At 48.0% G+C, this 11,794-nt stretch carries 13 protein-coding genes; 10 read left to right on the forward strand and 3 right to left on the reverse strand.

Annotated elements, in window-relative coordinates; all coding sequences use genetic code 11:
- Positions 1–107, reverse strand: a 107-nt coding sequence (locus tag H8876_RS10330; RefSeq protein WP_417493424.1) for a MerR family transcriptional regulator, incomplete at its 3' end; no start/stop codon positions are given.
- A 157-nt stretch (positions 108–264) separates the two neighbouring features.
- Between H8876_RS10330 and H8876_RS06555 the strand changes: the two genes are divergently transcribed.
- On the forward strand, positions 265–684 hold the full coding sequence (locus H8876_RS06555; RefSeq protein WP_177264316.1) for a DUF3830 family protein: 420 nt from the start codon (positions 265–267) through the stop codon (positions 682–684).
- Positions 685–710: 26 nt separating this feature from the next.
- On the forward strand, positions 711–1,640 hold the full coding sequence (locus tag H8876_RS06560; protein WP_177264315.1) for an NAD(P)-dependent oxidoreductase: 930 nt from the start codon (positions 711–713) through the stop codon (positions 1,638–1,640).
- Between the two features lie 83 nt (positions 1,641–1,723).
- Here H8876_RS06560 and H8876_RS06565 read toward each other — a convergent pair whose 3' ends face one another.
- The gene (locus H8876_RS06565) at positions 1,724–1,951 is read right to left on the reverse strand and encodes a type II toxin-antitoxin system MqsA family antitoxin (protein ID WP_177264314.1); all 228 of its coding nucleotides are present in this window, start codon (positions 1,949–1,951) and stop codon (positions 1,724–1,726) included.
- Between the two features lie 197 nt (positions 1,952–2,148).
- On the opposite strand from H8876_RS06565, the gene H8876_RS06570 reads away from it, so the two are divergent.
- The 7 genes from H8876_RS06570 to H8876_RS06600 all read left to right on the forward strand — a co-directional run bounded on the left by H8876_RS06570 (position 2,149) and on the right by H8876_RS06600 (position 9,833).
- Complete coding sequence (locus H8876_RS06570) at positions 2,149–3,165, forward strand: hypothetical protein (RefSeq protein ID WP_249287067.1); 1,017 nt, start codon at positions 2,149–2,151, stop codon at positions 3,163–3,165.
- A 68-nt stretch (positions 3,166–3,233) separates the two neighbouring features.
- Positions 3,234–3,890: a response regulator transcription factor gene (locus H8876_RS06575; RefSeq protein WP_249287068.1), complete on the forward strand. Its 657-nt coding sequence runs from the start codon at positions 3,234–3,236 to the stop codon at positions 3,888–3,890.
- Positions 3,887–5,032, forward strand: coding sequence for a sensor histidine kinase (locus H8876_RS06580; protein WP_249287069.1), 1,146 nt, complete (start codon positions 3,887–3,889; stop codon positions 5,030–5,032). The genes H8876_RS06575 and H8876_RS06580 overlap by 4 nt, the downstream gene beginning before the upstream one ends.
- A gap of 107 nt (positions 5,033–5,139) precedes the next feature.
- Positions 5,140–6,408 carry a serine hydrolase gene (locus H8876_RS06585; protein ID WP_249287070.1) on the forward strand — a complete coding sequence of 423 codons (1,269 nt, stop codon included), beginning with the start codon at positions 5,140–5,142 and terminating at the stop codon, positions 6,406–6,408.
- A 22-nt stretch (positions 6,409–6,430) separates the two neighbouring features.
- The gene (locus H8876_RS06590) at positions 6,431–6,664 is read left to right on the forward strand and encodes a putative Se/S carrier-like protein (RefSeq protein ID WP_177264286.1); all 234 of its coding nucleotides are present in this window, start codon (positions 6,431–6,433) and stop codon (positions 6,662–6,664) included.
- A gap of 166 nt (positions 6,665–6,830) precedes the next feature.
- A complete protein-coding gene (locus tag H8876_RS06595) occupies positions 6,831–8,861 on the forward strand; it encodes an SH3 domain-containing protein (protein ID WP_249287071.1) in 2,031 nt (676 codons plus the stop codon).
- 48 nt (positions 8,862–8,909) lie between these two features.
- Positions 8,910–9,833 carry a hypothetical protein gene (locus tag H8876_RS06600; RefSeq protein ID WP_249287072.1) on the forward strand — a complete coding sequence of 308 codons (924 nt, stop codon included), beginning with the start codon at positions 8,910–8,912 and terminating at the stop codon, positions 9,831–9,833.
- An 8-nt stretch (positions 9,834–9,841) separates the two neighbouring features.
- Here the strand turns inward: H8876_RS06600 and H8876_RS06605 are convergent, their stop codons facing one another.
- Entirely contained in the window at positions 9,842–10,951 is a 1,110-nt protein-coding gene (locus H8876_RS06605) for an aminopeptidase (RefSeq protein ID WP_249287073.1), read from the reverse strand.
- Positions 10,952–11,056: 105 nt separating this feature from the next.
- Between H8876_RS06605 and H8876_RS06610 the strand changes: the two genes are divergently transcribed.
- Positions 11,057–11,794: diacylglycerol/lipid kinase family protein (locus H8876_RS06610; RefSeq protein ID WP_249287074.1), on the forward strand; the 738-nt coding region annotated here is incomplete at its 3' end.

Consider the following 11,794-nt stretch of genomic DNA (forward strand, 5'->3'; position numbering starts at 1 on the left):
GAGACAGGGTTGTTGCGGCGCTGCGGCGTTAAAAGTCCGCGTTCTACATAATAGCGGACGGCGGACACATTCATATTGTATTTTTCTGCAAAGGCTCCGATTCTCATAAGCTGTTCCTTTCTTTTGCTGTTTTTATTATAGAACGCACCTTGCGCAAAAGCAACATCTAAAGTATACTTTAGATGTTAGAGAGCTTTTCGCTTGCAGTCAAGTGTACTTTATCTGTTATGGTGAAAAAAAGATTCTTTTAAGGAGGAGACTATCATGAAAAAGGTTGAAATCAAATCAGGTGAATTTCGTTTTGTTGGAAAACTTTTGACAGAGGAAGCGCCGGAAACGTGTCGCGTATTTGAAAATATGCTGCCGCTGAAGAGTCAGTTCATCCACGTGCGCTGGAGCGGTGAAGGCATCTGGATCCCATACGGCGATCTGCGGACGGGTCTGGATTACGAAAACCATACGTCTCATCCTGCAAAGGGAGAGATGCTCCTGTATCCAGGCGGCATCAGCGAAATGGAAATCATCATGTCCTACGGCAGATGTATGTTTGCCAGCCAGCACGGACAGCTTTCGGGGAATCATTTCCTGACCATCATCGAGGGACTGGACGATCTGTATGATTTCGGCCGCAAGGTACTGTACGATGGGGCACAGGATATTGAAATCACTTTGCTGGAAGACTAAAGGTTTGAAATACGGAGGAAGAGATTATGAAAATCGTAGTGATCGAGCCGTTGGCGGTAGAGGAAAAGCGTTTCCTTGAAATCGCGCGGGCGGCTGTTGGGCAAGAGCATGAAATCGTCTGCTATGATACACGCACGACGGATGTGAAAGAGCTTGGCGAGCGAGGCAAAGACGCGGATATCATTGCCCTGGGCAATCTGCCGTTCCCGCGGGAGGTGCTGGAACAGTGCGAGAACCTGAAGATGCTGGCAGTAGCCTTTACAGGTCTGGATCACGTGGATCTGGCTTACTGCGAAGAACGCGGCATTAAAGTCCAGAACTGCGCCGGATATGCGACGACCGCCGTAGCGGAGCTGACTTTCGGGCTGATGCTGGACGTGTACCGGAATATTTTACCGTGCGACGAAGCGGCCAGAGCAGGCGGCACGAAAGACGGTCTGGTGGGATTTGAGCTGGAAGGCAAGACCATCGGTGTGGTAGGAACAGGAGCCATCGGAGCCAGAGTCATCGAGCTGGCCAAGGCATTCCACATGAATGTTCTGGCTTATAATCGGACACCGGGCAAGGTCAAGGATGTGGATTATGTGGCTCTGGAAGAGTTGTTGGAAAAATCCGATATCGTTTCTCTCCACGTACCTTTGACGCCGGAAACGAAGGGAATCATCGGTGAAAAGGAGCTGGCACTGATGAAGCCGTCGGCGATCCTTATCAATACAGCCCGCGGTCCGGTGGCAGATACGAAAGCACTGGCGGACGCTTTGCAGTCTGGAAAAATCGCAGGCGCCGGAATCGACGTGTTCGATGCAGAACCACCGCTTGACCCGGCGGATCCGCTGCTTCACACGCCGCACACCGTGGTGACACCGCACGTTGCTTTCGCAACGAAGGAATCCATGATCAAGCGAGCCATCATCGAGTTTGATAATATTGCAGCGTTTATTGGGGAGAGGAAATAAATCGATAACAAAAAGGGACACAGCATTGTATCTTATGTTATGTCCCTTTTTCATTATCCATTTTTAAGATGCTTATGTGAAAACTAAGCGGCCTGCCCATAGTCTATCACTGCTACTTCTTGCATCAATTTCTTTGCTGCTGCAACGAGTTGTTCCAACCGTTCGGAGACTTCATCCGTGTAATATTTCTCACCGCATTGACTACACTCACGGCATGGAACGTTTTTGATTATGATCGTACAATTCTTATAATTCACAACGTGTGTCGTTGTGCTTTCAACCAATGTGTCATTCTTGCAATACATACACATACAATACCTCCACCTATATAGTATTCTACAATTCCATTCAGAACAATATTTTTCAAAAATAAAAACATTTTTCTACATCTGTAACAACTCTGAAACATCTGTAATGTAAGATAGGAGTATAAGATGAGGAGTCTGCAAAGGATCCGGATCGCAGAAATCCTTTTACTATTGTCGAAGAAAAGGAAAAGGTGATAATAATGAAGAAAAAGATTACACTACTGGTTTTACTGGTGACAACTTTATCGCTGGGACTGGTGCTGGCTTCATTTCGCCAGCCGCAGGCAGATGCAGACGCGGAAACAGCTTCGTATGAGGCGACATCTTTTGACTTGCCGGAGGAAGCGGAGTATATTACGGATTTGAAAGCGATGCAGGATGGAACGATTTGCGCTGTAGCAGGAAGTTCCCAGGCCCAGGACGTGATATGCTATACATCGAAAGATCAGGGTAAAACCTGGGAGGAGACTGCGAGATATGCTTCACGTTTACCGATCACGATCAAACAAACGGATTATGTAGAAGGATATGGCTATCTGGCAGAGGATGGAACGATTGGCATCTATCTGGGTATTACTCCGAATACATCCAAAGCAGATGTAGAAAAAGATTCTTCCAATCTGAAAACAAATAATTATAATTTCATCATTCAGCCGAACGGAACTATCATTTCCATTGAACACAAAACCGTACAGGAACGAAGCTGTTATAAAATGCATTTCGCTGGAAACAGTTGTTATCTGGAAGATATTCAGGGAAATCTTTATGAAGTGAATAAAACCAGTGGAACATGGAAAGGCAAAGTCCTCAGCTATGATAAAGTGGATTTGCTTAACGGCAAACTCTTTGCAGGAGAAAACGGCGTCTATGCAGTGGATGCAAAGCAACTGGCAACAGTAAGCTCTGAAAGAACAGAGACATCCTTAGAACCTGTCTTGGAACGACTTCAGAAGCACATCGATCCAGATGCCTTTGAACGAGAATATGTGACTGCGGCTACAGAAGATCAGAACATTCTTTATTATGGAGATAAACAGGGACTCTGGAAGATCACAGCTCGGGGTGAGTCCTGCCTGATTTCAGGAAAGAATATTCGCAGCATGACTGGAAAAGGCGATTTGCGTAATCTGGCGGTGCAGGAGGATGGAACGATGATCCTTGCCGTATCTACGATGGATGGACAATCCAGTCTTGTACAGTATGTGCCGGTACAGTAAAATAAAGAAAAGTCTTTTCAGGGATAAGGCTCCTGCACGCCGGGAGCCTTTGGAAAGGAAGTGGCACCATGACCAATATTTTAGTAGTAGAAGATGACTTTGCTATTCGGGAACTGATCTGCCGCACGCTGGCTGCAAAGGGATATCAAATGTCGCAGGTTTCCTGCGGGGCAGAGGCGGTTTCTGTGGTGGATAGAGAATCGCTGGATCTGATTTTACTCGATGTGAATTTGCCAGATATCGACGGGTTCTCTTTGCACCGACATCTGGGAGATGTTCCAGTTATCTATATTACAGCACGGGATGAAGTCAAGGACCGTCTGCGTGGGTTTGAACTAGGCGCTTACGATTATCTCGTAAAGCCATTTGATTTGCAGGAGTTGGCGGCACGCGTCCAGGCCGTCCTTTGCAGAAAGGTGCCAAAGAAGAAAGAGGTTGTTTTGCAGATCGGCGACCTTAAGATCGACCTGCAAACCTGCAGTGTTTCTCGGGAAAAACAGGAAATAGATCTCAGCGCCCGTGAGTTTGAGCTGCTGAAAGCCTTTGCAGAACATAAGAACAAAGTCCTTTCCCGGCAGCAGCTGTTAGAACTGGCATGGGAGCCGGGATTCGACGGCGACTTACGCACGGTGGACATCCATGTGCAGCGCTTGCGAAAAAAACTGGATCTACATAAAACGATCAAAACTGTATTTAAAATGGGATATAAGCTGGAGATCAAATGATGAAAAAGAAACCGAAAACAACTTTGAAACTCTGGGAAAAAAGCTTTCTGCTGACGTTTTGCGTGTTTTTTATCCTTCTCAACATCGCATTCGGAATCTGGTCGGTGTATCAGTTTAAAAGTGCATTGACGAGGGAAATGGAATTTTGCAGAGCAGAGGCGCAGCAGCTGACCGCAAGAATTTCTGCAGTGAATGAAAAAGCGCCTTCGGAACTGGAGATGGAACGTTTGTTGCATTTTTACAGCGGCAGGCAGACATACTTAAAAATCATTTTTGATGGAGAACAATGGATGAATTCCTTTCCCGATGACGCGATACTGGCAGAGCATAACGGTACGGTGCGAGTGGGAAACGATACTTTTTACTATTATGATTCTCTGCTGGATGCGGGAATCCGCGATCAGAATGCGGAGCTTTGTTATGCAAAGAATTTGGCCGGGTTTTATGGAAAACAATACAAGATTCTGGCAGGGACGGCGGCAGCTATGCTTCTGATCAGCGCTATCGTAGGAGCATTGCTGTATCAGGCGATGAAACGGATCTATCGTCCTGTTAGCAATATTTCTCACGAGCTGAAAACGCCGCTGACCAGCGTGATGGGATATGCGCAGTATTTGTCACAGACATCAAGGCTGTCTGAGGCGGATCGGAAATTTGCACAGCAGCAGATTTTGCAGGAAGCTTATTATATGAAGGATATCGTGGATCGAGTCTTGACCTTGGATAGCATTAAAAATACGGGGATTCATCGGGAAGTTATTTCTATGGAACCACTATTGGAAGAACTGTGTCAGCTAGATGATGGGATTTCTATTGAGAGCAGTCTGGCTACGCTGGAATGTGATCCAGTACTAATAAAATCCATGCTTCTCAATCTGGTCAACAATGGACTGCGGGAATCGAAAAGCGTTCAGATCGCAGCTTCAGCAGAGGGAATCACCATCTCCAATGAAGCCCCGGCATTGACTGCGCGCGATGTGCGCCATCTGAACCAAGGAGAACTATTATCCAGAGAAAAAATCAAAGGCAGCGGTTACGGGATCCCGCTTTGCCACGAAATATCCAAATTTCACGGATGGAAGCTGGAGTATACTTTGCAGCATCATAATCTGACAGCTCATATTCATTTTGCCGGGAAATAAACTTCGTTGGAAATTTCGTCGTGTTGTTTTCATCCCGCCTCGATCCTCAAACCTCGTCTTTTTCCCTCCCGCCCCGCATACATTGAAAGGGGAAGGGAGGTTTTTTTGTGAAGAAGAAACGGAAGGTATGGGAGAAGGTTTTATGCACGGCTGCTGCGGTCGCGGTGCTGGCAGGCGGGGGATTTTTGGGAGTGGAGAAATTTCATCCGCAGAAGCGGTCTTTGCAGATCATAGATGGGCAGGCGCAGCAGACTTCTGCAAAGGCTGGTGCCGAAGGCTCGCAAAAAGCGTCCACCGAAGGCGGCATGAAAATCGATGCGAAAGCTGCTGTGCTCATCGACGGAAACAGCGGACGGGTACTCTTTGCACAAAACGCGAAAAAACACCTGCCGCCAGCATCGGTCACCAAAGTGATGACGCTGCTTTTATTGCTGGATGCCTGCGACAAGGGAAAGATCGCCACGAACGACAAGGTGACCATCTCAGAGAACGCAGCCTCCATGGGCGGAAGCCAGATGTACCTGGAGCCAGGGGAGCAGCATACGGTGGAGGAACTGTTAAAAGGCGTGATCATGGCCAGCGCCAACGATGGAGCTGTGGCTTTAGCGGAGCATCTGTCGGGCAGCGTAGAGGAATTCGTGGACGATATGAACGCCAAGGCGGCTGAAATGGGATTGAAAAACAGCCATTTTGTCAACACCAACGGGCTTCCTGTGGCAGAACATTATTCTTGTGCATATGATATAGGGATGATATGCCGGCAGCTGATGACTTACGAATTCGCCCGCGACTGGTTCACCGCATGGCAGGAGGATATCAAGGTGGGACTGCCGGGGAAGGAAAAGGACTTTACCCTGACCAACACCAACAAGATGATCCGGACATACAAGGGAGCCATCGGCGGCAAGACCGGATTCACCCAGGATGCAGGCTACTGCCTGGCGGAAGCGGCTCAGCGTGATTCTACCAGAATGATCGCAGTCGTACTCGGCTGCAAAGACAGCAAGGTGCGGTTCGCAGAGACGGCCAGACTCCTCGACCACGGCTTTGCATCATATGAAACGGTACCTGTAGCGAAAAAAGGCCAGAAGCTGCGGACTATCATCCTGCCAAAATCCGATCAGCAGGAAGTAGCGGCCGTGCCGGAAGAGACTATCGCAGCGACAGTGAAAAAAGGAAAAAAAGCGAACATCACTAAAAAAATCTCCATCGATAAGTCAGTGGCATGCCCGGTGAAAAAAGGCGAGAAAGTAGGGATGATCCACATCTATGACGGGAAAAAGAAAATCGCATCCTATCCGCTGGTGTCCGACCGAGATGCTGAAAAAGCCGGATTCATGACCCTTTACATACGCATGATAAAGAATCTCGTATGAATCCAGGAGGGGAGGAATCCCTGTGAGCGGTAACTATTATTACTTGTTTTTTGCCGGATACTATGCGACGGAGCGAGCGGCGGATGTTCTGCAGCAGTACGGTATTCCTGCGCGGGTCGTCAAGTCACCGGTGATACTGCAAAGCGGATGCAGCTTCGCGGTTTTGTTAGATCCTGCCGATGGGGAGTCGGCTGCAAAGGTGCTGGCGCAAAAAGGTTTGCCGATCGTACACTCGATGGTGAAACAATATAGATAATTTTTGTTTTTTTGTAAAATCAGCATATTAATTATGCTGATTTTATTTATATATAAAACGCTATAAACATTGACATTTCAACGTTTATGCGGTATAATAAGACATAAATTTCGACTAAAATTCACATTATTTATTATAGAAAAACAGGGTAAACAAGGAGAGAATTATGTCAACTATTAAAAATGCACAGATTTTCAGGATCTTTACGATCATACTGGCTGTAATAATGTTTTCCGCGGCGTTTACGGTACTTTCTCTGCAGCGTGACGGTTATGCTTATGGAACGGGTGAAACCGGCCAGATCACTGCAAGTTCGCTGTATGTACGCTCTGGTCCAGGCACTAATTATTCGAAGATCGGAACGATGAAAAAGGGAAAAACTTTCACAGTTACAGGAACAGGAAAAGATCGGTCCGGGGTGACGTGGTACAAGATGAGATATGGTTCGAAGAACGGTTACGTTTCCTCGAAATACGTTTACATAAAACAGCATTCTGTAACCGCAGTCTCCGGCACGAAAGGGACTATCAATACGAAAAAAGACCCTTTGACTGTTCGCAGCGGCCCAGGATCTTCCTATAGCAGACTGGGATCTTTAGCAAAAGGAAAGACCTTTGACATCACCGGCAAGGCAACCGACGGCAGTGGGGTGATATGGTACCGTCTGACTTACAACGGTAAGACCGGATACGTTTCTTCTTCTTATGTGAGGACAAGTTCTACCGGTTCTTCAAGTTCAGAAAGTACGACCGTGACACCGACTACCAATTTAAAAGGGACCGTAAATACAAAGTCAGACCCTCTGACGGTCCGTAGCGGTGCAGGTGCTACATACAGCAGGCTGGGAACGCTGGCCAAGGGCAAAACATTCGATATTACAGGACAGGCTTCTGACAGCAAAGGCGTGGTCTGGTATCAGCTGAACTATAACGGCAAGAAGGGCTTCGTTTCTTCTCAGTACGTGAAGGCGACTGACGGATCTTCCAATAATAGCGGCACCACAGATCCCGGACAAGATTCTAATGAAATCACATTCCAGGTCGGCACGGTGACGACTTCTAGCAGTCCATTAAATGTACGCAGCGGTGCAGGTTCCTCTTACAGCAAGCTGGGAACGCTGGCCAAGGGCGCGACAGTCCTTGTAACAGGATCTGTCAATGATAAAAACGGTAAAGCCTGGTACAAGTACCAGTTCACGTCTTCGAAGGACGGCTATATCTGCTCTGATTATGTAAAACTTCAGACGGTGACGTCTGACAGCAACTTCGAAAGCTATATGACGGCACAAGGCTTCCCGGAATCCTATAAATCCGGGCTTCGCGTTCTTCATGCGATGCATCCGAACTGGACATTCAAGGCACTGAAACTCAACATCAGCTGGAACGACGCGCTAGCGAAGGAAACGGCTGAGCCGCATACGAATCTGGTGAGTCCGTCTTCTCCGGTCCGCTATCGCTCCACTGAAGCCGGAGCATATAACGCTTCCACAAAGACATGGTCAAGGGCAGATGGCGGCTGGTATCCGGCAAGCAAGAAGGTCGTCGCATATTATATGGATCCTAGAAACTTTTTGAATGATACAGGCGTTTATCAGTTCATGACTCACAGCTATGACGGCAGCAATCAGAATGCCAATACGGTAGCGGCAGTAGTGAAGGGAACCTTTATGGAGACGAGAAAACCGGGCGGTGGTTATAGCAATTACGCTTCTCTTATCAATGCGGTAGGAAAGGCATCCAATGTCAATCCGAACGTCCTGGCAGCAATGATCGTGCAGGAGCAGGGCAGCAAGGGGACGAGCTCTCTGATTTCCGGTACAGTCAGTGGTTATAAAGGATATTACAATTTCTTTAATGTAAATGCCTACGAAACGTCGTCACGCGACAAGATCACCAATGGTCTGATCTATGCCAAGAACCATGGATGGAACAGCGTATACAGCTCTATCAAAGGCGGTGCGGATTTCTACTACAGAGATTACGTATCCAAAAAGCAGAATACATATTATCTGAAGAAGTTCAACGTAAATAACGGTTTATCCACCGTTGCGACCCATCAGTACATGACGAATGTGCAGGGTGCGGCCGGAGAAGGGACTCTGGTTCGCAAAGCCTTCGGCAGCGATTCAAGTTCAGCGGTTACTTTCGAAATTCCAGTATATAATTCCATGCCTTCTTCGATCTGTCCGCTGCCGTAAACAGGCAGCCGACAGTAAGGGCTGGAAGCAGCAGAAAGAGGGGATTTTATGACTTACAGTGAGAAAAAAGATCAGTTTCATGACAGGGTTTTGCGAAGGATCATCGTGTTTCTCGTGGTGGCAGCCTTCGCAGTGCCGCTTCTGACGCCTCGCGTTTTTGCAGCGTCCACCGTCTCCATTTCCGGAGGCGATCAGGTGAAGGGTGGCGAAACGTTTACAGTAACAGTCACCTACAGTGGTGCTCAGATCGGAAGTGTCAATGGAAGCATGACCTATGATACGAACAAGCTGAATTATTTATCCGGTGGCAGCAGCAGCGGCAATACGGGATACATCCAGATGAAGGAGATCGGCAGCGGTTCCATTTCTTTTCAGATCAAATTTCAGGCGGTAGGTGACGGCAGCACTACGCTTAAAGTCAATACGACGGAAATGTACGATGTGAACGATAACGCATTGGATACCCCGTCAGCAACGAAAACCGTCAAGGTGATCGGCAGTGCAGATTCAGACGATGTGATACAGGCGACTCAGGCAGAGACCCAGGAAGCGACTGCAATCAACGAAACTATGGAATCCGGTGTGGATGAAAAAGGCGACGAAGGTGAGATGACAGGCGGATATCTTCTTCTGATCATTTCTGCAGCTGTACTGGCTGTCATTATCGCTGTGATCGCAGCAGTCCTTATAAAGAAGCGCGGCGGCAAAGGAAAAGGGCCGAAAGGTCCGAAAGGTCCAAACGGCCCCGAAGATCTGGGCGGATCAGGAAGATCGCACAGCTCAGAGATCGCTGCAAAGGCGGCGCAGGCTGCAGAAGAGCATCGGAGAGCCAGTACAGATACGATGGTTCTGGAACCGGATGCAGAGCCGGTAAGCCGTAACACGAGAATGTTCCACAAGGGAGACTTCGAGCAGGAAACTGCAAAATGGGAAGACCAGGAAGACCGCTGGCCTGACGATGATAGATGGTAAAAGCAGTACTATCTTAAGTTTTCCGGATTGAGGCAGGCAAGCTCCGGCAGAGTGAAGATCCCGTCTTTGCGGATCAGCACATCGTCGAAGTAAATCTCTCCACCGCCGTATTCGGCTCGCTGTATCATGACCAGATCCCAGTGTACTGCCGATTTGTTTCCATTAGGTGCATCTTCGTAGGAAGCTCCCGGCGTCAGGTGGAAGCTGCCGCATATTTTTTCATCGAATAGTGTGTCCTTCATCGGTTCGAGAATATATGGATTGACTCCAATGGCGAATTCGCCGAAGTATCGAGCACCTTCATCGGTATCCAGCAGATGGTTGATGCGGTCGTTATCGTTGGATGTGGCTTTGACGATCTTGCCGTTTTCGATCTCAAAAACGATGTTCTCATAGGTGAAGCCCTGTTCTTCTGACGGTGTATTGTATGAGATGATACCGTTCATAGAGTCTTTTACCGGGGCGGTGTAGACTTCGCCGTCCGGGATATTGCATTCGCCGGCACATTTGATAGCCGGGATATCTTTGATGGAGAAGGTCAGATCGGTACCAGGTCCTTTGATGTGTACTTTATCCGTCCGTTCCATCAGAGCTGCAAGCGCATCCATGGCACGATCCATTTTGCTGTAATCCAGAGTGCAGACGTCAAAATAAAAGTCTTCGAAGGCTTCAAGGCTGGTGTTTGCCAGCTGCGCCATGGAGTTGTTCGGATAGCGAAGCACGACCCATTTTGTTTCATTGACGCGATAGTCGAGAGTCGGGCTGGTAAGCCGGTAGTACATGTTCAGCTTGTCGGATGGAACATCGGAAAGCTCTGCTGTATTGCCACCTGCACGAATGGCGATGTAGGCCTGCATGCCTTTCATCTTTTGCAGACTGCATTCGTTCATAAATGTGATCTGCTCTTCACTGCAGGAGAGCAGAAGTTCGCGTGTCACTGCACTGTCACGGATGTCCACATAAGGCAGACCGCCCTTTGCATAAATCTTCTTGATCAGCTGACGCACCAGATCTTTGCAGCAGTCCCCTTCATAATCTATGAGTACTTTATCGCCGGCCTGCACACGGCAGGAATAATCGACCAGTAGATCGGCCAGTTTCACGATTCTTGGATCCATATGTCATAACCTCCTGAAATATATCTGAAATTTTATATCTTTTCTGTAGCATATTATACCCTGAATGTGGTATTTTTAAAAGGGTAACTATTTTTGGAGGCATCTATGAAGCACGTTTTTATCATGAATCCGGAATCGGGCAAGGTGAGGAGCCGAAGAAAGATCGTGACGGCGATCGAGCAGGCGGCTTGCCAGCTTGGTGCTGATTATGAAATATATTTTACGAAAGGACAGGGCGACGGCGGTGCGTATGCACATGCGCTTTGTGAGAAGTACTGCAAAGGTTTCGAAAGGGCTGGAGCGGATGCAGAACGCTCCGGTGATCTTGACAGAGCATCAGAGACTGCCCGGCTGCGGATCTATGGCTGCGGCGGTGATGGTACCATCAACGAGATGGTCAATGGCTGCTTTGGATATGAAGGTGTGGAAATCGGTGCGATCCCTATGGGTACCGGCAATGATTACATAAGAAACTACGGCAAAGCCGCTGATTTCAAGGATATCAGGCGGCAGATGCGCGGCCGGTCGGTCAGCAGCGATCTGATTCATTTTCACGCGGTTTACGATAATAATATTACGGAAAGTTACTGTGCCAACATGTTCAACATAGGATTTGACTGCAATGTGGTGGATCTGACTTCGCGGGTCAAGCGGTGGCCACTGGTGGGAGGCTCGCTGGCTTATCTCGTTTCTGTTTTTTTGATCCTGATCCGAAAAAAAGGCGCAGATATTCGGATCGAATACAATGATGGCAGGGTGCTGGATGGAAAGATCCTGCTGATCGCTATCGCGAACGGCTGTTACTGTGGAGGCGGCGTCAAAGGCTGTCTCTTATACACATCT

This window comes from Lentihominibacter faecis, assembly GCF_014306095.1.
Classification (GTDB): Bacteria; Bacillota; Clostridia; order Peptostreptococcales; family Anaerovoracaceae; genus Lentihominibacter; species Lentihominibacter faecis.